The 24,654-nt window shown below is 44.2% G+C and carries 23 protein-coding genes; 16 read left to right on the top strand and 7 right to left on the bottom strand.

The window, feature by feature from the left end:
- The first annotated feature begins 10 nt into the window (after positions 1-10).
- The 3 genes from OC193_RS19020 (at position 11) to OC193_RS19010 (ending at position 1,894) form a co-directional block, all read left to right on the top strand.
- Positions 11-904 (top strand): helix-turn-helix domain-containing protein, encoded by an 894-nt coding sequence (locus OC193_RS19020; protein WP_048660132.1) that lies wholly within the window; start codon positions 11-13, stop codon positions 902-904.
- A 148-nt stretch (positions 905-1,052) separates the two neighbouring features.
- Positions 1,053-1,382: a winged helix-turn-helix domain-containing protein gene (locus OC193_RS19015; protein ID WP_086738384.1), complete on the top strand. Its 330-nt coding sequence runs from the start codon at positions 1,053-1,055 to the stop codon at positions 1,380-1,382.
- 176 nt (positions 1,383-1,558) lie between these two features.
- A complete protein-coding gene (locus tag OC193_RS19010; protein ID WP_048660133.1) occupies positions 1,559-1,894 on the top strand; it encodes a helix-turn-helix domain-containing protein in 336 nt (111 codons plus the stop codon).
- A gap of 141 nt (positions 1,895-2,035) precedes the next feature.
- Here the strand turns inward: OC193_RS19010 and OC193_RS19005 are convergent, their stop codons facing one another.
- A complete protein-coding gene (locus OC193_RS19005) occupies positions 2,036-3,187 on the bottom strand; it encodes an MFS transporter (RefSeq protein WP_048662820.1) in 1,152 nt (383 codons plus the stop codon).
- 268 nt (positions 3,188-3,455) lie between these two features.
- Positions 3,456-4,481, bottom strand: coding sequence for an AraC family transcriptional regulator (locus tag OC193_RS19000; RefSeq protein WP_048662819.1), 1,026 nt, complete (start codon positions 4,479-4,481; stop codon positions 3,456-3,458).
- Positions 4,482-4,870: 389 nt separating this feature from the next.
- Between OC193_RS19000 and OC193_RS18995 the strand changes: the two genes are divergently transcribed.
- Entirely contained in the window at positions 4,871-6,457 is a 1,587-nt protein-coding gene (locus OC193_RS18995; RefSeq protein WP_048662818.1) for a long-chain-fatty-acid--CoA ligase, read from the top strand.
- A complete protein-coding gene (locus tag OC193_RS18990; RefSeq protein WP_048662817.1) occupies positions 6,450-8,117 on the top strand; it encodes a GMC family oxidoreductase in 1,668 nt (555 codons plus the stop codon). The genes OC193_RS18995 and OC193_RS18990 overlap by 8 nt, the downstream gene beginning before the upstream one ends.
- Positions 8,118-8,226: 109 nt before the next feature.
- On the opposite strand, the gene trxC is transcribed toward OC193_RS18990, so the two are convergent.
- A complete protein-coding gene (gene trxC, locus OC193_RS18985) occupies positions 8,227-8,661 on the bottom strand; it encodes a thioredoxin TrxC (RefSeq protein ID WP_048660138.1) in 435 nt (144 codons plus the stop codon).
- 122 nt (positions 8,662-8,783) lie between these two features.
- Here trxC and OC193_RS18980 point away from each other — a divergent pair, with 122 nt between their 5' ends.
- The 5 genes from OC193_RS18980 to OC193_RS18960 all read left to right on the top strand — a co-directional run bounded on the left by OC193_RS18980 (position 8,784) and on the right by OC193_RS18960 (position 12,813).
- The gene (locus OC193_RS18980; RefSeq protein ID WP_017097618.1) at positions 8,784-9,881 is read left to right on the top strand and encodes a ketoacyl-ACP synthase III; all 1,098 of its coding nucleotides are present in this window, start codon (positions 8,784-8,786) and stop codon (positions 9,879-9,881) included.
- 22 nt (positions 9,882-9,903) lie between these two features.
- Positions 9,904-10,368, top strand: a complete 465-nt coding sequence (locus OC193_RS18975; RefSeq protein WP_048662838.1) for a GNAT family N-acetyltransferase — start codon at positions 9,904-9,906, stop codon at positions 10,366-10,368.
- A 99-nt stretch (positions 10,369-10,467) separates the two neighbouring features.
- Complete coding sequence (locus tag OC193_RS18970) at positions 10,468-11,700, top strand: glycosyltransferase (RefSeq protein ID WP_048662816.1); 1,233 nt, start codon at positions 10,468-10,470, stop codon at positions 11,698-11,700.
- A gap of 202 nt (positions 11,701-11,902) precedes the next feature.
- Entirely contained in the window at positions 11,903-12,382 is a 480-nt protein-coding gene (locus tag OC193_RS18965) for a YeeE/YedE family protein (RefSeq protein WP_048662815.1), read from the top strand.
- Positions 12,382-12,813, top strand: coding sequence for a YeeE/YedE family protein (locus tag OC193_RS18960; protein WP_048662814.1), 432 nt, complete (start codon positions 12,382-12,384; stop codon positions 12,811-12,813). The genes OC193_RS18965 and OC193_RS18960 overlap by 1 nt, the downstream gene beginning before the upstream one ends.
- Before the next feature lie 100 nt (positions 12,814-12,913).
- On the opposite strand, the gene OC193_RS18955 is transcribed toward OC193_RS18960, so the two are convergent.
- Positions 12,914-13,789: an endonuclease/exonuclease/phosphatase family protein gene (locus OC193_RS18955; RefSeq protein WP_048662813.1), complete on the bottom strand. Its 876-nt coding sequence runs from the start codon at positions 13,787-13,789 to the stop codon at positions 12,914-12,916.
- A gap of 303 nt (positions 13,790-14,092) precedes the next feature.
- Between OC193_RS18955 and nrdD the strand changes: the two genes are divergently transcribed.
- Both nrdD and nrdG read left to right on the top strand, forming a co-directional pair.
- Entirely contained in the window at positions 14,093-16,213 is a 2,121-nt protein-coding gene (gene nrdD / locus OC193_RS18950; RefSeq protein ID WP_048662812.1) for an anaerobic ribonucleoside-triphosphate reductase, read from the top strand.
- A 155-nt stretch (positions 16,214-16,368) separates the two neighbouring features.
- Entirely contained in the window at positions 16,369-16,839 is a 471-nt protein-coding gene (gene nrdG / locus OC193_RS18945) for an anaerobic ribonucleoside-triphosphate reductase-activating protein (protein ID WP_048662811.1), read from the top strand.
- A gap of 111 nt (positions 16,840-16,950) precedes the next feature.
- Here the strand turns inward: nrdG and OC193_RS18940 are convergent, their stop codons facing one another.
- Complete coding sequence (locus OC193_RS18940; RefSeq protein WP_048662810.1) at positions 16,951-18,336, bottom strand: MATE family efflux transporter; 1,386 nt, start codon at positions 18,334-18,336, stop codon at positions 16,951-16,953.
- A 132-nt stretch (positions 18,337-18,468) separates the two neighbouring features.
- Between OC193_RS18940 and OC193_RS18935 the strand changes: the two genes are divergently transcribed.
- From OC193_RS18935 to OC193_RS18920, 4 genes are all read left to right on the top strand, one after another.
- Positions 18,469-19,305 carry an AraC family transcriptional regulator gene (locus tag OC193_RS18935; RefSeq protein WP_048662809.1) on the top strand — a complete coding sequence of 279 codons (837 nt, stop codon included), beginning with the start codon at positions 18,469-18,471 and terminating at the stop codon, positions 19,303-19,305.
- A 217-nt stretch (positions 19,306-19,522) separates the two neighbouring features.
- On the top strand, positions 19,523-20,707 hold the full coding sequence (locus OC193_RS18930) for an amino acid aminotransferase (protein ID WP_048662808.1): 1,185 nt from the start codon (positions 19,523-19,525) through the stop codon (positions 20,705-20,707).
- An 11-nt stretch (positions 20,708-20,718) separates the two neighbouring features.
- Positions 20,719-21,402, top strand: coding sequence for a putative ATP-dependent zinc protease (locus tag OC193_RS18925; RefSeq protein ID WP_048662807.1), 684 nt, complete (start codon positions 20,719-20,721; stop codon positions 21,400-21,402).
- 324 nt (positions 21,403-21,726) lie between these two features.
- Positions 21,727-23,334 (top strand): ABC-F family ATPase, encoded by a 1,608-nt coding sequence (locus tag OC193_RS18920; protein WP_080967416.1) that lies wholly within the window; start codon positions 21,727-21,729, stop codon positions 23,332-23,334.
- A 149-nt stretch (positions 23,335-23,483) separates the two neighbouring features.
- Here the strand turns inward: OC193_RS18920 and OC193_RS18915 are convergent, their stop codons facing one another.
- Both OC193_RS18915 and OC193_RS18910 read right to left on the bottom strand, forming a co-directional pair.
- Complete coding sequence (locus tag OC193_RS18915; RefSeq protein ID WP_048660149.1) at positions 23,484-24,008, bottom strand: hypothetical protein; 525 nt, start codon at positions 24,006-24,008, stop codon at positions 23,484-23,486.
- Positions 24,009-24,106: 98 nt separating this feature from the next.
- Positions 24,107-24,487 (bottom strand): YgiW/YdeI family stress tolerance OB fold protein, encoded by a 381-nt coding sequence (locus tag OC193_RS18910; protein WP_048660150.1) that lies wholly within the window; start codon positions 24,485-24,487, stop codon positions 24,107-24,109.
- Positions 24,488-24,654: the final 167 nt, after the last annotated feature.

Below are 24,654 nucleotides of genomic sequence, written 5' to 3'. Positions count from 1 at the left end.
AAGTAACAACATGTTTAAAAAACAACAAAACCTGTGCGAATCTGTCATTGATTCAATGAGACCAAAATCAACTTGGCACGATGATGTTTTTCTCGCTGAACAGTGCAAAGAACGTTTTTTGACCGTTGAAGATATTCCAGAGATGAAAAGCTTTGGTGTCTACATGGGAGGTATGGCGAAGCTATATGATGGTTATTGGGTTGAGCGAGAATCCGTTAATGTTCATACGTTGATTTTCACTATGGAAGGTGGCGGTATTCTAACAACCGCAACATCCGTACAAGAGATTACACCTTATACGCTGGTGGTTCTTCCTGCTGAAACCCCATTTCGTTTTGAACTTGATCCTCAATATAATTATTGGAAAATGGCGTGGATGCTGACGCCCGATACGCAGCAATGGCAGCACATAGCAAGTTTAGGTCAGGGGATTGTGCCGTTCGGAGAGTGTGAGCAGATCTGGTCATTAATGAACTTGGTTTACTTTGAGATAGGCGGTCGAGCCAGTTACCGTAAGTTACTCTTGAGTGAAATTATCCGAACATTGACGGGATTTGAGCCTAAGTCGACCAGTACTACTGCACGTGTTCAAGCACTCTATAATGAGATTGAAAGCAGTCTGCACCAACCATGGACCGTCGCTGGCATGGCACAAAGGGTGTTTATCAGCGAAGAGCAACTTAATCGAGTCACCAAGACGCTATTCGACCTATCACCACGCAGCAAATTGATTCAGTTGAGAATGGATAAAGCCACCAGTTTGTTGAAGCAGCAAGATTGGTCGGTGTCGATGATAGCCAATCGTCTAGGCTATAAAGACCCATATAACTTCTCACATCGTTTCAAAAAGCATTTCGGTCTGTCACCTAGTCAATATCGAAAGAGTCATCGACTGCCCGGTTAGCCATGCTTATTTCCTCGATCAATTACGCAAGATCAAACTTTGCAGTAATATTACTGTATTGAGCTATCTATCAATTTAGTATTTTTGCCCTATTCGGTACTATCAGAAACATCTAAAAGCACGACTGCATATGCAGGGTGAGGTATAAATGCAACAAGATATCGGCGAGGTGGATGATTTTGTTCTTCCATCAAAGCTCATTTTAAATAGTAAAGAGTTTCAATCAGGCACAAAAATTGTTCGAAAACAGGGCTGTGGTTCAATAATAGGAACGCTTTCTGAGCCTCATCGTAAAGTGCTTTTCTATCTTTACCTGAACAGAGGTCAAGTAGTTAGCAAGCAAATATTGAAGAGCGTAGGCTGGGCTGGTAAAGCTGTGACATGTGCGTCTGTATTGGTCGCTATTTACGAGATACGAAGGATTCTCGACTGCCGTTGTATACAAACCGTTTCCAACGAAGGGTATGTCATGGAGTAATAAATAATCTTCTATTGATATCCTATTAATATTTTAATAATAAAAATTTAATCTCTTTACCGTACGAATTCCATTGATTATCGTCAAATCTAAAACGTCCACATATAAGCGACGTTATATAAATACGAACAAATCTGACATTGTCGCTGGCTATATAGTAAGGGAATGATATATAAATGGACTCTTATCCTGTAATAGAAACGAACCATTCTGAAAACAACGTAGTACTTGAATTAAACGGTAAAATTGTTGAACTCAACACCAAGCTTGTTCGCAACGTAGAGAACGGCTACGTACTGGCTACCATGCCTTTGGCATACCGAAAGATCATTCTATTTATGAATCGACATAGGGGTGAATTGTTCAGTGTTAGTCAATTAAAGAAGATTGGCTGGGAAAGTGAGAAAGTGACCAACTCATCTGTGATTGTTGCGATATCCGAAATAAGATCGTTATTCGGAGATGGATTAATCATTACCATCACTGGTGAAGGTTACGTATTTCAACCTTAACTTTCTAAAATAATAGACGTTATTGTTATTTGTTGTCGATCTTTCTTACCGTTGGCATAAAACAAAAAGGGCTCTTAGCTTAGACATGAAGTCTTAACTCAGAGCCCTGATGACACGTCTCTTGTGTCTGTCTATTTGAGCTTACTCGCCTGCAATCTGCAGGTGAGAGCGCTTTAGACTAGCAATCAACATGTAGATCGTTGTAGCAAGTAGAGACGCGAACAGGTAAGTGAATAATCCTGCTTGTGAATCCATAAAGCTGTCTGCAACGATTGGTCCGGCAACAGAACCGATGCTGTAGCAAAGTAGCATGATCTGAGTCACTGACACCAAGTAGCTTGGGTCAAGGTTTCGGCAACCCAAGTTAATCGCGATTGGGTATAGCGCAAATGTAGCCATGCCTAATACGAACAAGCTCATGCCTAGTACGTAGAAATCGTGATTGATAGTCAGCACACCAATGCTTGCAACGCCTAGCAGGCAGAACAGAGCCATTAATAACACTTGTCCTATGTGGTGAGATAACCAAGTCACCATCGGCTGTACAGCCATTCCACCCATGATAACCAAAGCCATCAAACCGCCAATGTCTTCGTGCGCAATGTTACGTTGAGCAAGTTCAACTGGCATCAAGCCGTAAATCGCACCTAGCGTTAATCCAGACACAATGCAGCCAATTAGCGCGCTGTGGCTTAATTTGCTGATCTGTTTTAAAGACAAAGATTGCGCATCGTGGATCTGTGGTGGTGTTGCTTGTCCGTACATCAGAACAATGATCGCACCAAACAGAAGGGTGAACATTGCGATGAAAGGTACACCACCAGTAATACCTAGGTAACCGATACCAAGCTGACCAACTGCAGAACCACCGTACAGTGAGCACATGTAGATAGCGAGACGTTTTGCGCGTTGTGACTCGTCACCGCTCATTAGCCAAGACTCTACAATCACAAAGATACCTGCAACCGCTACACCAGCCACAAAGCGAGCTAATAGCCATACAGCTTGGTGTGGGATCAATGGCAATACAAGGATCGTTGCGATGAACACACTCAATGCGATGACGAACGCGTCTTTGTGACCAACACGCGCAATGGCACGTTCAATCAACAATGTACCAGCCAGTAGACCTGCATAGAATGCACTCGCCAACCAACTCGATAGATCTTTGTCTAAGCCATACTCAGACAGCATTAATGGTAATGAACTCATTAAGTAGCCTGAAGCGATCGCGTAAAAAGACAATGCAATAACAGGAACAGTTATGCGAGTTGTTGGTTGGATGTTGTCCAATGCAGGAGCCTCTGATAGTGAAAGAAACGATGAATTTTCCGCGACTATGGGGGAGAAACTGAATTGGGTAAAACGAATAAAAATGGTCGTTAAGATAAAAGAAATTTATCGTGTGTGTTAGCTAAAATACCGTTGTGATATTTCATGTTTTCGCGATATTTTCTGCGGTTAAATAGCCGATAAAGCGTTGTTCAAACGACTATTTAATTTGAAAGACGGAGAGAGGTTCGTTGTATTCATCAGATTTTAATTTAGGGCGTTAATCGTGTTAGACCACTTCTTTTCGGTATTGTCTGGGCGAGCTTCCACTCCACTTACGAAAGGCATGTCGAAAGTTAGCGCTGTCTGAAAACCCAACGCGCTCAGATATCTCTTCAATGCTCATTTGAGTTGAAGAAAGGTAGTGTCGAGAAAGGTGAAAACGAACGTGGTCCAGTATCTTCTGGTAGCTGGTATCGGCAGCTTTAAGGTGCCGGCGTAGCGTTCGAGAAGACATCCCCAATTCTGATGAAATAGATTCTATCGAAGGGTAACATCCAGGTCTCTCTAGTAGCATTTGAGAGACTTTTTCTTTTAGGCTGGTGGACGCACTGACTTTTGCCAACATGTCGTCACACGATTTCAGACACATCTGCAGCGTGATGGTATTGGCGGTAGGAAGAGGCGAGTACAAACTTGTTGCATCAAACTGCCATTCAAGGCGATCACTATTGAATTCAACAGGGCAACGGAAAATCTCTGTGTAGAGGTCGCCGTATTCTGGCTTCGGGTAAGGGAAGCGGATCACTTGGGATGGGAATGGTTGTTGTAGTACTTCTTCACACAGGCTTTGAATTGCGGTGAACCAATATTCGCAACAAAATGGCAGCAGCGAGTCCAAGTCGATCAGCTGCTCGGCTCTAAAGTATCCAACGTTATCTTTTACTGACATCGTTTTTCTAAGTACAGGGCCAGCAAGCTGCAGATATTTAAATCCAATCAGCAAAGCATCTAAAAGCGTTTCACTACTGAATACTGCATAACCTAGAACACCAAAGTCGCTAAACCGTGCTTGTTGGCCGACTCTTAACCCTAAACCGCCTTCATCAGTATTCGCCAATGCGTTACTGAACACCGCCAACTTTTGCGCCAAGGTAATGTGGGTGTCTGGCGTGTTGAGTTGCAGAGCATGAATGTTACTGCCTTCCAATAATGCTTCGATATTGAGGGCGGGTGACATATAGCGGTGCAGTAATTGAAGATCAAGAATACCGAATGCTTGCATATCGGGTTCGTAGACTGCGGTGTATTCCATAGGTTGCCTCTTGTTTAAGATTCCCATCTTAACCGAACTCTTAACATTTACGCTTGTCGCCTGTTCTCACTTTCCCAAGCTTGTTCAAACTTTTGCTTTATGTGTGCAAGGTTTTACAAGGCCTGATAGAGCTGCGTCCGAATATCACCGGTTTTTGTCTTTTTGAAACCTGTTCGAAATGTTATCAAAATGTTGTAATTTGATGGGTTGCATATTGGAACATCTTAAACATTTTGCTCAATACCTACTATTTTGCTCAATAACTACTCTTACCTACATGACACACCAATGTGCAGAATTTGATAGCAACAAAGACAACACTTATTACAACGATTAAAACGTCTAAGGCGAATGTGACCGCTAGGTCAAGCCGAATAAGGAGATCATGGATGCACAATCTTGCTGTTAACTTGGAGCGCAGCGCTTCGCTTTTTCCAACTAAAGCCGCTCTGCGTATGGGATCGGATGAAGTCAGCTTTTCTCAGTTAGAACAACTTTCTGGAAACGTGGCCGCGAACCTTAAAAGGCTCGGGTTAAAAAAGGGAGATAAGGTCGCGCTGTCGTGTCCCAATGTGACTTATTTCCCCATTGCTTATTACGGGATTCTAAAAGCGGGCTGTGTGGTGGTGCCTTTGAATGTGTTATTCAAGGCCAGAGAGATCGCTTATCACCTTAATGATTCAGATGCGAAAGCTTATTTATGCTTTGAGGGCAGTGAAGAGTTACCTATCGGACGCTATGGATTACAAGGTTTTGTACAGGCCGATAACTGCGAACATTTCGTGTCTATGCCAATACCAAACGGCGCAACATCCTTGCTTTCAGAAAACCATGAGCAGCATGAATCAATAGCTGATTGGTTAGCACAACCTTTGACTCCTTTTGAATCTGTGGCTTGTCATGGCGATGATACTGCTGTGATCCTTTATACCTCTGGTACGACTGGGCAGCCAAAAGGGGCTGAGCTTTCCCACACCAACATGCAAACCAATGCGATGTCTTCGCAGTATCTTATGAGATTGGAATATAGCGATACCACAATGGCCACACTTCCTCTATTCCACAGTTTTGGCCAAACCGTGATGATGAACGCGAGCGTGTTAACGGGCTCTACCATGGTGTTGATTCCGCGCTTTGAGCCGTCCTTGGTGATCGAGCAGATCATTAACCATAAAGTCAGTGTGTTTGCGGGCGTTCCTACGATGTATATTGCGCTTCTAAAAGCTGGAGAAGGGTCTTTAGAGCGCTCAGAGCAAGTTAAACATAGCTTGAGGCTTGGTGTGTCTGGTGGTGCTTCGATGCCACTTGAGGTTATTCGACAGTTTGAATCTCGTTTCGAATTACCAGTCTTAGAAGGGTATGGGCTCTCAGAAACGGCGCCGGTTGCGACCTTTAACCATATTGATGGCGATCGTTTGACGGGCAGTGTGGGTCAGCCTTTATGTGGCCACCTCATTAAGATTACTGATATACAAGGCAACTCAGTCGCTATGGGGGATTTGGGAGAAGTCTGCATTAAGAGCCCAAGTGTCATGAAAGGTTACTATCAACGACCTGAAGCAACGGCAGACTCGATTCGAGATGGTTGGTTTTTAACGGGTGATATCGGACGCGTTGATGAGCACGGTAACTTGTTCATTGTTGATCGTGTGAAAGACATGATTATTCGAGGCGGTTACAACGTTTATCCGCGAGAAATTGAAGAAGTATTGATGTGTCACCCTGATGTGGAAATGGTCGCGGTGGTGGGTGAACATCATGATCAGCTCGGTGAAGAGATTCATGCCCATGTGGTGCTTCACGAGCATACTCAATGTGATAGCAAAGCCTTGATGGCTTGGTGTCGTGAGCAACTCGCGGATTACAAATATCCTCGTAAGGTGTTCATTCGTAGTGCATTACCCATGACGGCAACAGGTAAAATATTGAAACGAGAGTTGCATCCTCTAGAAGCCGCGGAGGCAATCAATGGATAACTATGACTTTATTATCGTGGGCGGTGGCTCCGCTGGCTGTGTGATGGCTTCTCGGCTGTCTGAAGATCCAAATACGACCGTTTGTTTGTTGGAGGCTGGTGGTAAAGACACGAGCCCATTTATTCATACTCCAGTGGGTGTTGTAGCGATGATGCCGACTAAGCTCAATAACTGGGCGTTCGAGACCGTTGAACAACCGGGTTTAAATGGTCGCAAGGGCTATCAACCGAGGGGTAAGACACTCGGCGGTTCTAGTTCTATCAATGCCATGATGTACGCCCGTGGACATCGTTATGACTATGACACATGGGAGAGCTTAGGCAATGCTGGCTGGAACTATGATTCGTGTCTGCCTTACTTTAAGAAAGCAGAAAATAACGAAGTTCACCAAGATGAGTATCACGGCCAAGGTGGTCCTCTTAATGTGGCAAATCTTAGGTCGCCAAGCCCGATGTTGGAGCGGTATTTAACTGCGTGTGAGTCGATAGGTGTGCCACGCAATGAAGATATAAATGGGGCTGCTCAGTTTGGTGCAATGCCGACTCAGGTCACTCAGCTGAATGGCGAACGGTGCAGTGCTGCCAAGGCTTACCTAACTCCAAACCTGTCACGATCGAATCTTACCGTCGTGACCAAAGCAACCACACATAAGGTTTTGTTTGAAGGTAAGAAAGCGGTAGGTGTTGAATACGGCTCCAATGGCAAACGTTATCAGATCCGATGCAACAAGGAAGTCATTTTGTCTGCAGGTGCTTTTGGCTCTCCCCAATTGCTATTACTGTCTGGTGTCGGTTGTAAAGCTGAACTAGAGACGCATGGTATCGAACAAGTTCATGAATTACCCGGTGTGGGCAAGAACCTGCAAGATCATATCGACTTGGTTCACTCCTATAAGTGCAGCGAAAAGCGCGAAACGTTCGGTATTTCATTGCAAATGGTATCTGAAATGACCAAAGCACTGCCCTTATGGCACAAAGAACGCCGTGGTAAGATGAGCAGTAACTTTGCAGAGGGAATCGGCTTTCTTTGTTCAGATGATCATATCGCGGTGCCTGATTTAGAGTTTGTATTTGTGGTCGCTGTAGTGGATGACCATGCCCGAAAAATCCATACCAGTCATGGCTTTACCTCTCATGTCACATTGTTGCGTCCCAAAAGTAATGGCACTGTAACGCTCAATAGTAATGATCCCTATGATCCACCTAGGATCGACCCTGCGTTTTTCAGCCATCCTGAAGACATGGAGATCATGATTAAAGGGTGGAAAAAGCAGTATCAAATGCTAGAAAGCGAAGCGTTCGATGATATTCGTGGCAATGCTTTTTATCCTGTTGATGTCAATGATGACAAGGCTATAGAGCAAGACATCCGTAACCGAGCTGATACCCAATATCACCCTGTTGGAACCTGTAAAATGGGGCCTAATAGTGATTCATTAGCCGTGGTAGATAAAGATCTCAAAGTTTATGGATTGGATAACTTGAGAGTCATTGATGCTTCGGTAATGCCGACACTGATTGGGGCAAACACTAATGCGCCAACCATTATGATTGCTGAAAAAGTCGCTGATCAGATTAAAAGCCAATACAACTTAGATAAGAAAGACAGTGTAAATAAGCAGGTCGCGAATGAGAGCGCAGAACACGAAATGACTGGTTAGCCGGAAAGGTTAGAGAAAACAGGCAGATTTACAATAGGTTAGGGAGCCTTATCCATTAAGGTTCCTTAACCTATTTTGTTTGTTGATTGCTGAAAGAATCGAAACAAACTTACTTCGTTAGAGCTTGATTAAGCCATTGATCAAATTGGCCTTTTGGTAACGCACCGTTGATCGTGTCGACACGTTTACCGTCTTTAAAGACCATGACCGTCGGAATACTTCTGATTTGATACATTGCAGCAAGCTGTTGCTGAGCTTCAGTATCAATCTTAACGAATCGAACATCTCCAGAGCGTTCTTTTGCAACGTCGCTGAACACAGGCGCGAAGCCTACACATGGGTTACACCATGTCGCCCAGAAGTCGACAACTACAGGCTGTGAACTGTTCAAGATAGATTGGAAATTAAGTGACGTTCCCTCGATAGGAGCGCCATCGAGCAGTGCTGTTTTGCATTTACCACAAGTTGGGCTTTCTGAAATTCTTTCTGAAGGAACTCGGTTTAAGCCATTACAAGAAGGGCAGCGTGTGTTGAATGTAGACATAACTTTCTCTTTTTATTGTAACTCCGTGGCTAACGTGATTTACGAATCACGCACGGAGCGCTTATACTGTTTAAAACTAGAATACGATACTTAAATAAAAACAAACAATAAACAGGTAAATGATGACAAAATTTTACGCCGAAATTACTGGCTGGGGAAAGTGTCTGCCACCAGCCGTGCTGTCCAATGATGATTTAAGCACTTTCATTGATACGTCTGACGAGTGGATTCGTACTCGAACTGGTATCGAAAACCGTCGTATCAGTCATGTAAATACCTCTGAGCTAGCGACTGTTGCTGCTCAACACGCAATGGCGTGCGCTGGCCTTACTGCCGAAGATATCGATCTCGTGATCATCGCAACGTGCAGCCCTGATTCTCTTATTCCAAATACTGCGTCTAAGGTTCAACAGAACCTAGGTATCAAGAGCGCAGCGGCTTTTGACCTTAACGCAGCATGTACCGGCTTCATTTACGGTGTTGAAACCGCGACTCGATTAATTCAAGCCGGCAACTACCGCAATGCGATCGTTGTGGGCGCAGAACGTCTTTCATTCTTCATTGACTGGACCAAGCGTGATACTGCTGTTCTATTTGGTGATGGTGCTGGCGCTGTGGTTCTATCGCGTACTGAAGAGCAAGTTGGCCTGCAAGAAGCGCAGATCGGTTGTGACGCGGAAGGCCGCGATATTTTAGCAGTACCAAAGTTCGGTACTTCTATGGATCGCTTCGCTGCTGACAACGGTTACTGGGACTTTGATTTCGTAGGTAAAGAGATCTTCAAACGTGCGGTTAAAGGCATGGGTGCAGCAGCACACACAGTATTGAGCCGCACTGGCATCTCAACAGACAACATCGATGTAGTGATTCCACACCAAGCAAACATCCGAATCATTCAAACTCTGTGCGATATGGCGGGCATTGAACGTGAGAAAGCGTTCGTGAACATTCAAAATTACGGCAACACGTCGGCTGCGACTGTGCCAATTGCATTGTGTGAATCGTTAGAGCAAGGCTTTGTTAAACCGAACTCAAACATCCTTGTAGCGGCATTCGGTGCTGGTTTAACTTGGGGGGCTGGTCATATTAAATGGGGTAGCCGTGTTGAACCGCTAGGTCAATCAGATGCTAAGCTTCCAGAAGCGGATAAGTCGGCTTTAGAGCTTTTGGAAAGAGCCATTTTACACTGTAAAACGCGTCCTAATTCTGAGAACGAGTAGCAACATGGCGCAAGTTCGTTTTATGGCAAAAGCCGACCTTGATGGTGCGGCTTTAGTTCACCAAGCTACTTTTGTTCGACAGCAAAACTCAAAAGACTGGTTACAATGTAACTTAAGCGCTTCACCACGCTTTCTTAACTTCGTTGCAGAGAGCGAAGGCGAGATTGTTGGCTACATTATTTGGGTTCAAAAGAGTGGGTTTAGACCTGAAGCTGTTTTAGAACTAGAGCAACTTGCCGTGTTACCAAGTGCGCAGGGGAAAGGGTTGGGAAAAAAACTGATTCTGGACTCCTTGCCGCAAGTGAAGCAGAAGCTAGCAGAGCAAGGCTCGACGCTAAAACATGTATTAGTGACCACCAGAGCTGACAACTTTGCACAAAAGCTTTATCAATCGACGTTAGGTGCAGAGGTCGAAACCACGATTTCAAACCTGTACTCTGCTGATGAAGTGCTTATGATAGCTCGCAATGTAGGTGAGCGAATCTGATCGCTGAGTTCTTAGAACCAATTATAATCAGCGGTATAAATTGATTTACGTTTAATTAGGGACTTCTACAGTCCCTTTTGTTATTTCTTAGGAAGTGTTTTGAAGAAAGTTTTAGCAATTGGCTACGTTTGGCCAGAACCGAATTCATCGGCGGCTGGCAGCCACATGATGTCTCTTTTGCGTCTATTTAAGAGACAAGGTTGGTCTGTTGAATTCGCAACGCCAGCTCAAGAAACCGAGCACATGATCGACCTCTCAGAAGAGGGCATCACAAGCCAATCTATTCAGCTAAATTGCGATAGCTTTGACCAGTACATCGAAGAGCTGCAACCTGATGTTGTAATGTTTGACCGCTTTATGATGGAAGAGCAATTCGGCTGGCGCGTTGAGAAGGTATGTCCGAATGCCTTTAAGCTACTCGATACTGAAGATTTACAATTCCTACGCAATGCTCGACATGAAGCAGTTAAGAAAGAGACAGAGTTAACGAAAGAATACCTGTACAGTGATTTGGCGAAACGTGAAATTGCCGCGATTCTGCGCTGTGATCTTTCGTTGATCATCTCAAGCTACGAGATGGAACTGCTCCAATCTGAGTTCAATATCGATCCAAAGCTGTTACATCATCTGCCGTTTATGGTTGATCTTAATACGTTACCTGAAAGCACAAAAAGTTTTGAAGAACGTAAGCATTTCATGACGATAGGTAACTTTAGACATGCGCCTAACTGGGATGCGGTGCTTCAGTTACAGAAGATTTGGCCGAAGATTCGTAAGCAGTTGCCTGACACTGAGCTTCATATTTACGGTTCATACCCGCCGCCAAAGGCAACCGCTTTGCATAACCCTAAAACCGGTTTCCACATCAAAGGTTGGGCTAAAGATGCTCAAGAAGTGATGGAACAGGCACGTGTTTGTGTTGCGCCATTACGTTTTGGTGCGGGCATTAAAGGTAAGCTGCTTGATGCGATGAAGCTGCAAACTCCAAACGTGACGAGTGAGATCGGCAGTGAAGGCATGCTACCACAAGGCAAACTGCAATGGCCGGGTGCGGTGGCAGATGATATCGACGAGTTTGTTGAACAAGCTGTCGCTCTCTATAAAGATGAAGATAAGTGGCTTCAAGCTCAAAGCCAGTGTCATTCAATTCTTGAAGCGTACTATGAACAGAATCAACTGGGCGACAAATTGATCGAGCGATTAATTGCGCTAGATTCTGAGCTTGATTCGCATCGACTGGATAATTTCTTCGGTTCAATGCTAAAGCACCACAGCATGGCAAGCACTAAGTACATGTCGCAGTGGATTGCGGAGAAGAATAAGATTAAATAACGGTTCTTTACCACAGACAGAAGAAATCTTAAGCCCTTAGGTTAACACCTAGGGGCTTTTTTCATGGGGGAAGCTTTTTGATTACTGATTTACAAACCGCAACATAGTGGCGTTACATTAGCATTGACTAATTTATATTTATTAGTAAACTCTAATTTAAATGGTGGTGAGTTAGATTCGAGTTTGTGGATAGGAGAGGTCAGTGGTTAGTTTAATACCTTGGGATGCATTTTTCGGTGGCATGCTGCTAGGAGCGTCGGCAATTGTTCTGATGTTGGGCATCGGGCGAGTAGCAGGAATCAGTGGAATCGTTAGTCGCTTATTGCCGTCTAGAAAGAATAAAAGCTTAGAATCAGGGTCTGAATCCAGCTCGGACGCCCGCATTGAGAAAACCGAGAAACATTGGCGACTTGCTTTTGTTGTCGGAATGGTCGCAAGTGGTTGGGTATTGATTCCGACGGGTTACCAACTCCCTCAATTGGAAGAGATGAACCTTTTGGTAGTCGTTATTGCTGGTCTGTTAGTCGGTTTTGGCACTAAAACGGCAAACGGCTGTACTAGTGGGCATGGCATTGTCGGCATGGCGCGTTTGTCTAAACGCTCCATTATCGCAACGTGTGTATTCATGGGTGTGGCAATAGCAACCGTGCTTATCAAGAACCTGATAGGGTTGGGGGCATAATGAAAAATTCTTCATTTAGTATCGTTGTTGGTTTACTTGCTGGAATCTTGTTTGGGTCAGGAATGATCATTTCAGGCATGGTTGATCCTGAGAAGGTACTCGGCTTCTTAGACATTACCGGTAACTGGGACATTAGTTTGGCATTTGTGATGGGCGGCGCGCTGTTGGTCTTCGCTCCGTTTTATCATCTGGTCATTAAAAAGCGCGCTAAAGCGATCAATGGTGAGCCGTTAGATAGCCGTAACAATCCGCTAATCGACAGAAAACTGATTCTAGGTTCAACAGCGTTTGGATTAGGTTGGGGGCTTGCAGGCTTTTGTCCAGGACCTGCTGTTACGAGTCTTAGTGGCGGTAACCCAACCGTGTGGGTGTTTATGATATGCATGCTGGTGGGGATGTGGTTGGCAGGTCGAACGAATAAAACCTGTTAGGGTAAACCTATCGTGTATCTAATTGGCTTGATATAAGCATTAGAGAGGCCGACTCGCTTTAGCTCTATAGCCAGTCGGTCTCTTTTTAGATCTACAACAATTAGTTGATAGTCGTTAAAACTGGGCAGTGGTCACTGAGTTTGTAGTCCAGCACATCTTGCGTTTCAAATACCTTTTGTTTCGCAGGAGTAGCATCTAAGGACTTGCTCACCACAATATGGTCTATTACAGAACGGAACTGGTGCGTGCGGTGGTTATTACGATTTGAGCGAACCTTACAATCTGCACGGGTCTTCCTTGTCGCCAAACGAGCATCCGTGTTTTCAGTTAAATCCTTCCACATCCAATCTCTTGAGTAGGATAGGTTATGGTTGAAGTCGCCTAAGATCGCGTAGTCTTCACCATTACGTTCTCTTTGTTGTATCCATTTATTCAGTTGCTGTGCTTGGTCTTTTAGGCGCGAACAATCGCGGTTAGACTTATACGCTCCGCTGCAGCCTGCCTTTAAATGCACAGACAACATGTGAATTGGTTTTGAGTCCGTTTCAACGACCACATAGCTGGCAAACCTAAGCTTGCTGTTAGAATCCAACTCCAGAGGAAAGTCAGCGTAGTCGGTGAGTGTGATTCCTTTGCGAACTGCGAAGCCTGTGTATTGGTTCACTTCTTTGAACTGGCGGTTACTGTTTTCTGGTAATGCTCGGTAAGACATCAATATCTTGTATTGATCGCCAGCCACGCGCTGAATGGCATTTAAGTCGTCGACTTCCTGAAAGGCGACCACATCCGCATCTAAAGACTGAAAGTATTCTTCAAGTTTGTTGAAATCAGCTTGATCACGTTGGGCGGAAAACTTATTCACAGCCTCGTTGGTTGATAACCATTCGATATTCCAACTGGATATGGTCAAAGGTACAGCAAATGCGTGGCTACTGAGTACGCAACCTAACATTATCCAGTTTCGAAGTCGTTTCATGCCAAATATCCCTAATTTTGTCTGCCAATATTGATGAGCCGTTATCCTACAACACTTACCAAAAATTCAACTCTTTTTAGCAGTTTTTTTATTGTTACATTGTTTCTTTTCGACTTGAGAACTAGCGTAATAATATTGAATTGATCTTAGTCAGCGTGAGAGTTTTATTGATCCAAATCAATACTCAAAGTTGGTGGTTCTCGTTAAATACGCCACAATATCTAGTGTTAGTTAAACGATAAATCGCTCTATATAGTGTGTTTGTGGATAAGTCTGTGAATACCTCAAGAGTAAGGAGAAGTGGTGAAATCAATCGTAATCAAGCGTGATGGCTCAAGAGCTCCATTCAGTAGAGATCGCATCCAAGCTGCAGTGGAAGCAGCATCAGACAAAGCCGATAAGGAAATTGCTATTTATGCACTGAATGTGGCATTAGCAGTTGAGTTGAAGCTCGAAGACTACGATGAAGTTCATATCTCTGAAATTCAAACCATGGTCGAGAACGAGTTAATGCAGGGACCCTATAAGTCTCTGGCTCGTGCTTACATTGAATATCGTCATGACCGCGACATCGCACGTGAAAAGCAAAGTGCTTTGACTCGTGAGATCGAAGGTTTGATCGAAGAAAGCAATGTTGATCTGATCAATGAGAATGCCAACAAAGACGGCAAAGTTATCCCAACTCAGCGTGACTTGCTGGCGGGTATCGTGGCTAAACACTATGCGAAAACTCACATTTTGCCACGTGACATCGTACAAGCTCACGAGTGTGGTGACATTCACTACCACGATCTAGACTACGCACCGTTCTTCCCAATGTTTAACTGTATGCTTATCGATCTGAAAGGCATGTTAACGCATGGCTTCAAGATGGGTAACGCGGAAATCGACACTCCGAAGTCGATCTCTACGGCGACTGCGGTTACAGCGCAAATCATCGCGCAAGTGGCGAGCCACATTTACGGCGGTACCACGATTAACCGTATCGATGAGGTTCTAGAGCCTTATGTAATGGCGAGCTACGAGAAGCATTTATCGTTAGCGAAAGAGTGGGACATTCATAGCCCAGAAGCTTTTGCTATCGCTCGTACAGAGAAAGAGTGTTACGACGCGTTCCAGTCTCTGGAGTACGAAGTAAACACGCTACACACCGCTAACGGTCAAACTCCATTCGTTACGTTTGGTTTTGGTTTAGGCGAAAGTTGGGGTTCAAAACTTATCCAGCAATCTATCTTGAAAAACCGCATTGCAGGTTTGGGTAAAAACCGTAAAACAGCGGTATTCCCTAAACTGGTGTTTGCAATCAAAGATGGTTTGAACCACCAGAAGCAAGATCCAAACTACGACATCAAGCAATTAGCGCTAGAGTGTGCGTCTAAGCGTATGTACCCAGACATTCTTAACTACGACAAAGTAGTAGAAGTGACAGGGTCATTCAAAACACCTATGGGCTGCCGTAGCTTCTTGAATACCTACGAAGAAAACGGTGAGCTGATTCATGAAGGCCGTAACAACTTAGGTGTTGTTAGCCTAAACTTGCCACGTATCGCGATTAATGCGAAGCAAGATATGGCTAAGTTCTACGAACTGCTTGATGAAAAACTCAAGCTTGCTCGTCGTGCTCTAGAAACTCGTATCTCTCGTCTAGAAAACGTGAAAGCACGTGTTGCGCCAATCCTATACATGGAAGGTGCATGTGGCGTTCGTTTGAAAGCAGACGACTCAATCGCTGATATCTTCAAGAACGGCCGTGCATCTGTTTCTCTTGGTTACATTGGTATCCACGAAGCGATGACAGCACTTTACGGTACTGACGTTCACCTGTACGACGATGGCGAAATGCGTGCTAAAGCGCTTGAGCTAGTGGAGTACATGAAGCGTGAAGTGGAATCTTGGACGAAAGAGACAGGTTATGCGTTCAGCCTATACGGCACACCAAGTGAAAACCTATGTAGCCGTTTCTGCAGCATCGACACTAAAGAATTTGGTGTGATCGATGGTGTAACAGACCGCGGTTACTACACTAACAGCTTCCACTTAGATGTGCAGAAGAAAGTGAACCCATACGACAAGATCGATTTCGAGATGCCTTACCCTGAAATCTCTAGCGGTGGTTTCATTTGCTACGGTGAATTCCCGAACATGCAGAAGAACATTGAAGCACTAGAGAACGTATGGGACTACAGCTATACACGCGTTCCTTACTACGGTACGAATACACCGATTGATGAGTGTTACGAGTGTGGTTACAACGGTGAGTTTGACTGTACAAGTAAGGGCTTTACGTGTCCTAAGTGTGGCAACCATGATTCTACGAAAGTATCGGTAACACGCCGTGTTTGCGGTTACCTTGGTAGCCCAGATGCACGACCATTTAACTTCGGTAAGCAAGAAGAAGTTAAACGTCGCGTGAAGCATCTTTAGTAACTGCTAAGATCATTATCTAGCTTACTTAGAAGAGCTAGGTTTCAAGAAATAAGATTGGTATCGGTGTTGTGTCGATACCAATTCTTTCGTTTCAGCTGTGACAGCACTTCACTTCAAACTATTAAGCAATAACGAGTTTTCAATACTGCCTTATGAATTATCACCAATATCACCCAATCGACGTTGTAAATGGCCCAGGAACACGCTGCACTTTGTTTGTGTCGGGTTGTGTACACCAGTGTCGCGGGTGTTATAACCAATCGACGCAAAGGTTGGACTCTGGGCATTTGTTCACTCAAGAACTTCAAGACCACATTATTGCTGATCTCAATGATCCGCGAATCAAGCGTCGTGGTTTGTCGCTTTCTGGTGGTGATCCTCTGCATCCTGCAAACGTGTCTGAAGTGCTTAAGCTTGTTCGGCGTGTAAAAGCAGAATGTGAAGGTAAAGATATTTGGATGTGGACGGGTTACGAACTCGACGAACTCGATGAAAAGCAGAAGCAAGTATTGGAGTACGTTGATACCTTGATTGATGGTCGTTTTGAACAAGACAAAGCGGATCCGATGTTGGATTGGCGTGGCAGTTCAAACCAAATTATCCATCGATTTACTAACATATAACTGTCGTGACTTAGCACCCTTGTAAAGCGAAAAAGGGCGTCATGGTTAGCGCAATGCAACCAATCGGCCCTTGGGTGTGAGTTCTTTTCGTTTATTCGCTCAAACTACCATTCAAGCTGCGACGTGATCCCGCTCTTCTATTAGGTTGTTGATCCATTTCTTAGAGTGAATTCGCTGGCTAGTTAAAGCGATCTTCGCTAGTTCCTCCAGTAACACAATCATCAGCACCCATTCTAAAGACCAGCCCAGTATTAAAGCGGTGAAATAGGCGAGGGGAATACCAATGGCCCACTGGCCAAATATGTCGATGAAGATGCTGTAGTTGATGTCTCCGCCGCTTTTTAACACGCCACCTATGCCAACCATGTTGAACACTCTCAATATCATCCCTGCGGCCATCACCAAAGCGACGTTGACCGCTGTATCTTTGAGTTCCAGATGCGTTAAATCGATTAATTGAACAATGGCTGGCTTGGCGATAAAGCACAGCACTGCCAATAGTGTCGCAAGTGCACAACTGACAAGTACATAGCCCCAAGCGGTATTTTCAACACGTTGATAATTCTTCGCACCAATCTCATTGCCTAGAATGATCGAAGCGGCAACAGCAAAGCCCAAGAAGGCAGAAATTAAGATGCTTTCCACTGGTGATAACAGTGAGATGATCGCAAGTTCACCAACGCCAATCTGACCTACAATGACGTTGTAAATCAGTATCCCACCAGCCCATGCCGTATCATGAACTAACATAGGAATTGCAATCTTGAAGTACTTCTTCCTGTGCTTGGGTAAGATTGCATCACGCCAACTCTCTATTGTAGGGAATAGATGCGCGTAATGTTTCCTCGCCATAATAAGCAACGCAATGGTCTGAAATAATCGAGAAACTGTGGTGCCTATCGCTGCGCCAACCACGCCGAGTTCTGGAAAACCAAATAGTCCGAAGATCAGCAGGGCATTGAGAATCGCATTAACGATGATTGCCCAAATACTTATCTTGGTGGGCAATTTGGCTTCACCGACCGATCGCAGCGCGCTTTCTAGCGGCACAACGATTGCCGTACCAATAAGGCTGGCTCCTGTTATCCAAAGGTAATCCGTTGCCAAGCGGACGTAATCAGGGTCTGAGGCCACCACAGACACGACTGATTCAGGAACCAGTGTATAAATCAAAACAAAAGGGATGATAGCAAAGATAGACAACGCCCAAGATTGCGACAAGACACGTCGAATGCCATTGAAATCACCCGCTCCAAAATATTGCGAAGCTAGCACGCTGACTGCACCGCTAATTCCGGAAACCATGATTAAGTTAAAGAAGAAGATACGGTTGCCAACGCCAACTGCTGCGGTTGCCGCATCACCAAGCTGATTGACCATGAAAATATCGACCACGCCGAGCAATGAGAACAACATAGTTTGCAGTGAGACAGGTAAACCGATGTGTAACAGCTTGTGCCAAAATTCTTTGTCTAAATGACGATATGTCGAGAGCATCGCATTTCCCCTCTAGTGAATATGCGAGAAGTTTATCGGTATTTGTTTTAACTGTATTGTTCAGGTTCATCACAAACTTTTGCCAAACTATCCACTTTGGTAGTTCGGCAACATGAACGAGCTAGCAATGGTATGAGCGAGAAACAAGAACGGTACGAGATCTCTGAAAAGACCCATCAAGAGTTTGTCGATCAAAGCCATGTATTGGCATTCGAAGAACTGGGTATTGTTCAATGTGGGACAGCATCGTGCCGTGATTTCTTTTCTGTTTATCGAAAGAACCAACAAAAACACATGTTGCTGTATACCGTAAGAGGCAAAGGGTGGCTCGAAAGCGAAGGGTGTCGATACATTCTAGAGCCGGGGTCGTGTATTACTGTGCCTGCAGGCGTTGAGAACGGCTTTGGGATTGAAGAAGAGACATGGCAGATAGCTTGGATCTTTCTGTCGCCTGATAAGCACTGGGAAAATGTCGTCAATGATGAGGTGAGTTATACGCTCTCTCCGGCAGCAGAAGTTGTTTCGTCTTGCATTCATACCTTGTTAAGAAGCATCGCGTTGCCCATTGATCTCGGTGGAGCGATTGCCATTCACAGCGTAGCCCAAATAGAATTCATGATTAATGCGCCAGTCCCGCAGCAGCAATCTAGAAATTTGATTCGATTAAGAAGAGTGTTCGATAACGTACAAAAGCAGCTGCATAAAGAGTGGAATGTACATGAGCTGGCAAACCTATTCCCGTGTTCAGAGCCGCATTTCCATCGCTTGTGCCAGCGCTATTACTCACACAGCCCAATGACTCATATCATGCGCATGAGAATGGAATACGCAGCACGTTTGTTAAAATCGAGTGATTGGTCGATTCAACACATTGGCGAGATCGTGGGTTACCCGAATGCGGCTAACTTTAGTACTCGATTTAAGGCGTGGTCGGGAATGACACCAAGGCAATTCAAACAAAGTGCTTAATAGGGCACATGGGAACATAAGACACATAGAAATAAAGCGCTTTAAATTGTTAAATAGGTCATTAGGTGTTTGAAATTTGCACTATTTATCCGTTTGAAATGACCAATCTCTGATTACTTATGCTAACTAAGCGCTTCTATTAAAAAATGTTTCTGATTTGTCTACGATAATGTTAACGTGAAACTCATTACTTGAATTTCAAAGGGTTGTGACTTTCATGTTTTCACATCTACCAAAACCAACTTTAGATCCAATTCTATCTCTTTCTGTTGCTTACCGCGGCGATACTCGTACTGATAAAGTCGACTTAGGCATTGGCGTTTACAAAAACGACCAAGGCGAAACACCGATCATGAAAGCCGTTTCTATGGCTCAAGATATCGTTGTTGATACGCAGAAAACCAAAGCTTACGTTGGCCTAGCAGGCTGTGAAGAGTTTAACCAGAGCATGGTTGATCTGCTGCTTAAAGGGACTTCTGCAATGGATCGCGTTGCTGCGATTCAAACACCTGGTGCAAGTGGTGCACTTCGCATGTTGGGTGACTTAATGAAAGTTTCTCAACCAGACACCACAGTTTGGATTTCAAACCCAAGCTACGTTAACCACAAACCGGTGATGGAAGCGGCAGGCTTAAAAGTTCGATACTACAATTACTTCAGTCCTGAAACGAAGCAAGTTGATACTGCAAAAATGTTGGATGACCTTTCGAAAGCGGGTCCATCAGACGTGGTACTACTGCACGGTTGCTGCCATAACCCAACGGGTGCAGATATCGACTTTGAAGCGTGGCAGGAAATCACCAAATTATCTCAGAAGAATGGTTTCTTACCGTTCGTTGATATTGCCTACCAAGGTTTTGGTGATGGCCTAGAAGAAGATGCTAAAGGTCTTCAACACATGGCTAACAACGTCGAAGAGATGTTGATTACGACATCTTGCTCGAAGAACTTCGGTTTATACCGTGAAAGAACGGGTGCCGCTATCGTGATTGGCAAGAACAGCGAACACGTTGGTAATGCTAAAGGTAAGCTTCTTACGCTTGCTCGTTCAACTTATACAATGCCGCCAGATCATGGTGCCGCTTTGGTTAAAACAATTCTTCAGAATCAAGAGCTAACATCGATTTGGAAGCAAGAATTGAGTGAAATGCAGCAACGTTTGTTAAATCTGCGCCAAAGTTTATGTGATGAATTGCGAAATACTTATAACACGTCACAATTTGATTTCATTGAAAGCCATAAAGGCATGTTTAGTGTACTAGGCTTTAAAGAAACTCAAATGAATCAATTACGTGAAGAGTATGGAGTCTATGGTGTTGGTGATGGACGCATCAATATTGCAGGCCTTTCCGAATCTCATATTCCTTATGTAGCTAAAGCGATAGCCAACGTTTCAAAATAGAAGGTGACTGAATGTATAACTGGAAAGCGATTGTAGTTTTAATGCTAAGTGGTGGCCTGTTTGCTTGTTCGACGACTCAAGCTCCTGTCGAGCCAGAGCAAAAGCCTCAAGTAGAACAACCTGTTGTGGATGACTCTTCAAAGACTGACGCAACTGAAGGCGAGAAAGTAACGGCACCTACAGAGAAGCCTGAAGAAGTAAAACCAACTGAACCAGAAGTGAAACCAAAGCCTGAAGAAAAGCCAGCTCCAAAGCCGACTAAAACAAGCGATGGCAAACTGATTCTTGGTGAAGAAGAGTGGGTGTTTGTACCAGGTTTGAAAGAAGCGTTTAAAGCACGTGTCGATACAGGCGCAACAACCTCTTCAATCAGTGCGGTTGATATTGTTGATTTTGAACGTGACGGAAAAGACTGGGTTAAGTTCAAAATCGAACATGATGGCATCACTACGGAAGAGATCAGCTTACCGGTAGAGCGTTGGGTTAAGATCAAGCAGTCGAGCGCGGAAGGCACACAACGACGTGCTGTGGTTGTCGCTTCAATTCAAATCGGTGACCTGAAAGACAAAACTGAGTTTACTCTAGCGGACCGAACGCATCTTTCATTCCCACTTCTGTTGGGTAGAAGCTTCTTTAGAGATGTTGCGGTAGTAGATGTAAGCCAAAAATACGTTCAAAAGAAAATAACTAAATAACAGTTCTGCTAGTCATCAAAGCTTTTCGTTTGGAAGAGCTATAGTTTCAAAAGTGACGAGCTTAAAAGACTTTTAGTGTTGATAAATGAAATCCCTGCCGGTTCTGCTGGTGGGGATTTTTCTATTTACACCCCAATAACGTATGAAAAGCATCTAAATGGTCTATGTTTACTATTCGTTTACTGTTTAACCTCGACAACGTGATCGAGATCTCTATATAATCCGCGCTTCGATTTTTGTTTAATCCATACTTTCGTACTTCTTATTTAGGTTCTTGAAATAGCCTAATAATTATCTGTCAGTACACGCTTAGGAATTAGTTCTTTGATATCTACCGCGAACATCACAATGCAATTTGGCGCAGAGCCGCTGTTTGAAAACATCTCTGCTAAATTTGGTAACGGCAACCGTTATGGTTTGATCGGCGCCAATGGTTGCGGCAAATCAACGTTCATGAAAATCCTAAGTGGCGCATTAACGCCAAGTTCGGGCAACGTTTCTATCACTCCAGGAGAAAAACTGGGTGTGCTTAGCCAAGACCAGTTCGCATTCGAACAATACAGCGTTATCGACGTTGTAATCATGGGCGACAGAAAGCTGTGGGAAGTAAAACAAGAACGTGACCGTATTTACTCTTTGCCAGAAATGAGCGAAGACGATGGTATGAAAGTCGCTGAACTTGAAAGCGAATTCGCTGAAATGGACGGCTACACAGCAGAAAGCCGTGCGGGTGACATCCTGATTCAAGCAGGTATCGAAGAAGAGTTCCACTTCGGTCTGATGCAGCAAGTTGCTCCAGGTTGGAAACTGCGTGTGCTATTGGCACAAGCGCTATTTGCAAACCCAGATATCTTGCTACTTGATGAACCAACCAACAACTTGGACATTCACACGATCAACTGGCTTGCTGAAGAGCTAAACCAACGTAAATGTACAATGATCATCATCTCGCACGATAGACACTTCCTGAACTCTGTGTGTACGCACATGGCGGACATCGATTACGGTGAACTGCGTATTTACCCAGGTAACTACGAGTACTTCCTAGAAGCATCTGGCTTGATTCGCGAACAACTTCTGGCAAGCAATGCTAAGAAAGCGGCTGAAATCAGCGAGCTTCAAGACTTCGTAAACCGTTTTGGTGCTAACGCATCTAAAGCGAAGCAAGCAAGTTCACGTGCTAAGAAAATGGACAAAATCACGCTTGATGAAGTGAAGTCATCGAGCCGTATGAGCCCATCAATTGATTTCGGTGAAGGCAAGAAACTGCACCGTCAAGCGCTTGAACTTCAAGAACTTGGTCACGGCTTCGATGGTGAAACACTGTTTGCTGGTGGTAATTTATTGCTTGAAGCGGGTACACGCCTTGCGGTTATCGGTGAGAACGGTGTAGGTAAAACAACGCTACTACGTTGTCTAGTTCAAGAGCTAGAGCAGAACGAAGGTATCGTTAAATGGTCTGAAAATGCTTCTGTAGGTTACTGCCCACAAGATAGCACTAAGGACTTTGATAACGATCTGAGCATCTTCGATTGGATCTCACAATGGCGTACAGCGAAGCACGATGACCTAATGGTACGTGGCATTTTGGGTCGTCTGTTGTTTACTGCTGATGATGCAAACAAGAAAGCACGTAACTGTTCTGGTGGTGAGAAAAACCGTCTGTTATTCGGCAAGCTAATGATGCAAGACATCAACGTGCTTGTGATGGACGAACCAACCAACCACATGGACATGGAAGCAATCCAAGCCCTAAACGATGCACTTAAGGTTTACACTGGCACACTTATCTTCGTAAGCCATGACCGCGAGTTCGTTTCTTCACTAGCAACACACATCATCGATGTGAAAGACCAACAGCTAGTGAGCTTCCAAGGTACTTATGAAGAATACCTAGATCACCAGAAAAAGATGCTGATGGTTAATTTATAAGTAAGTCGCTGGCTTAGAGCGTGAACGACTTAAAGCCAGCGAAACTAACAAACAAAAAAGCCCCGAACATTAATGTGTTCGGGGCTTTTTCTATTTAGCTCATGTCGCTATTTATTACTCAGTAATCAAACTTAGATGCGAAATCTAGATTAGAAACCGAATCGAGCCGACATTAACAGCTGGTGGCCGTAAGTGCCGTTGTTTCTCATATCAAGGCCAACAGAAAGTTGATCCGTAGAGTGGAAGCGTGCACCAACACCAACAATTGAATGCGTGTCGTCGTTGTCGATCAGTTGGCCTAGGCGCGCGTTAACTTCAACGTTTGCCATTAACCAAGCTCTCAAGCCAAGGTTGATTTCCGTTTTGATGTGGTTGTCGTCATTACGTTCGATGTTGTGCAGTAACATTTGACCAGTAACGTCAGCAAATTGGCTGATTGGGCCGTTGAATCCCATACCTACCGCTGCATCCCAATCACTTTCAAACTCTGAATCGATACGAGCAACAAAGTGAGAGTTCTGAGTGAACATTGTTGTTACTTCACCGCCGAAAGTACTTGGGCTAGTACCCATGCGCAGCTCGAATGTGTTGTAGTTAAAGTTGTTTGCAGACGCAGAGAATGAACACAGTGCAGCGAGTCCTAAAAGGACAGTCTTATTCGTGCAACCTAGCATGGTGACTCCATATAAATTGTATTTTCGGCAGTATAATACAAAAAAGCCTGCAATATGCAGGCCAATTGTTTGAAGTCAGTATGTTTTATAATTATCGCTTATAGAACTTGGATATGATCTACTTCGATTTCCGGAGTTTTTCCGCCTTCGTATTCACCAAAGATACGAACTTTTGTATCAGCGGTTAGCGGTTGTGCTAGGTGGATGTCATCATCCAGTTCTATTTGAATTTCACTCTGGCCGTCAGAGAATACAAACGTGTCATTCTTTAGTTGACGAACAATCTTGCCATCCACAATTGCTTCTTGCTCTGCGAACATGCTTGTATCGGCAAGTAGTGTCGCAACAGAAACGGTTTCAATTGGTCCAGTGTAAGCAATAGCGCTTTCGTGCTTGTTATTGTTGCTGTGGTCACTAGCCATTGCGAAAGTTGGGGCAAGGATAATAGTAGATGCGATAGCTAATACAGTTTTTTTCATGGTGAATTCCTTAATGTTGTTTTTAGTAGAAACGTTTTCTCAATTTGAAACGTTTCTTTTCGTTAGTACGTTTTTTGTTGAAGCGCCTGTTATCGTTCACAAGCTTCGTTTCGATGTAGCTATTAAACAACACTGGGGTTGAATCCAGAGTGAGTAACACATTCATT

Origin of the sequence: Vibrio crassostreae, assembly GCF_024347415.1 — a bacterium.
In the GTDB taxonomy this organism is placed as follows: domain Bacteria; phylum Pseudomonadota; class Gammaproteobacteria; order Enterobacterales; family Vibrionaceae; genus Vibrio; species Vibrio crassostreae.
The sequence above is the reverse complement of the archived record's forward strand: the minus strand, read 5'-3'. Positions and strand labels throughout refer to the sequence as shown.

What these genes read in the sequence shown, in the direction of transcription:
- OC193_RS19020 (WP_048660132.1), top strand. Translation starts at nt 11, where the DNA reads ATGTTTAAAAAACAACAAAACCTGTGCGAATCTGTCATTGATTCAATG.
- OC193_RS19015 (WP_086738384.1), top strand. Translation starts at nt 1,053, where the DNA reads ATGCAACAAGATATCGGCGAGGTGGATGATTTTGTTCTTCCATCAAAG.
- OC193_RS19010 (WP_048660133.1), top strand. Translation starts at nt 1,559, where the DNA reads ATGGACTCTTATCCTGTAATAGAAACGAACCATTCTGAAAACAACGTA.
- OC193_RS19000 (WP_048662819.1), bottom strand. Translation starts at nt 4,481, where the DNA reads ATGGAATACACCGCAGTCTACGAACCCGATATGCAAGCATTCGGTATT.
- OC193_RS18995 (WP_048662818.1), top strand. Translation starts at nt 4,871, where the DNA reads ATGCACAATCTTGCTGTTAACTTGGAGCGCAGCGCTTCGCTTTTTCCA.
- OC193_RS18990 (WP_048662817.1), top strand. Translation starts at nt 6,450, where the DNA reads ATGGATAACTATGACTTTATTATCGTGGGCGGTGGCTCCGCTGGCTGT.
- trxC (WP_048660138.1), bottom strand. Translation starts at nt 8,661, where the DNA reads ATGTCTACATTCAACACACGCTGCCCTTCTTGTAATGGCTTAAACCGA.
- OC193_RS18980 (WP_017097618.1), top strand. Translation starts at nt 8,784, where the DNA reads ATGACAAAATTTTACGCCGAAATTACTGGCTGGGGAAAGTGTCTGCCA.
- OC193_RS18975 (WP_048662838.1), top strand. Translation starts at nt 9,904, where the DNA reads ATGGCAAAAGCCGACCTTGATGGTGCGGCTTTAGTTCACCAAGCTACT.
- OC193_RS18960 (WP_048662814.1), top strand. Translation starts at nt 12,382, where the DNA reads ATGAAAAATTCTTCATTTAGTATCGTTGTTGGTTTACTTGCTGGAATC.
- OC193_RS18955 (WP_048662813.1), bottom strand. Translation starts at nt 13,789, where the DNA reads ATGAAACGACTTCGAAACTGGATAATGTTAGGTTGCGTACTCAGTAGC.
- nrdG (WP_048662811.1), top strand. Translation starts at nt 16,369, where the DNA reads ATGAATTATCACCAATATCACCCAATCGACGTTGTAAATGGCCCAGGA.
- OC193_RS18940 (WP_048662810.1), bottom strand. Translation starts at nt 18,336, where the DNA reads ATGCTCTCGACATATCGTCATTTAGACAAAGAATTTTGGCACAAGCTG.
- OC193_RS18935 (WP_048662809.1), top strand. Translation starts at nt 18,469, where the DNA reads ATGAGCGAGAAACAAGAACGGTACGAGATCTCTGAAAAGACCCATCAA.
- OC193_RS18930 (WP_048662808.1), top strand. Translation starts at nt 19,523, where the DNA reads ATGTTTTCACATCTACCAAAACCAACTTTAGATCCAATTCTATCTCTT.
- OC193_RS18925 (WP_048662807.1), top strand. Translation starts at nt 20,719, where the DNA reads ATGTATAACTGGAAAGCGATTGTAGTTTTAATGCTAAGTGGTGGCCTG.
- OC193_RS18915 (WP_048660149.1), bottom strand. Translation starts at nt 24,008, where the DNA reads ATGCTAGGTTGCACGAATAAGACTGTCCTTTTAGGACTCGCTGCACTG.
- OC193_RS18910 (WP_048660150.1), bottom strand. Translation starts at nt 24,487, where the DNA reads ATGAAAAAAACTGTATTAGCTATCGCATCTACTATTATCCTTGCCCCA.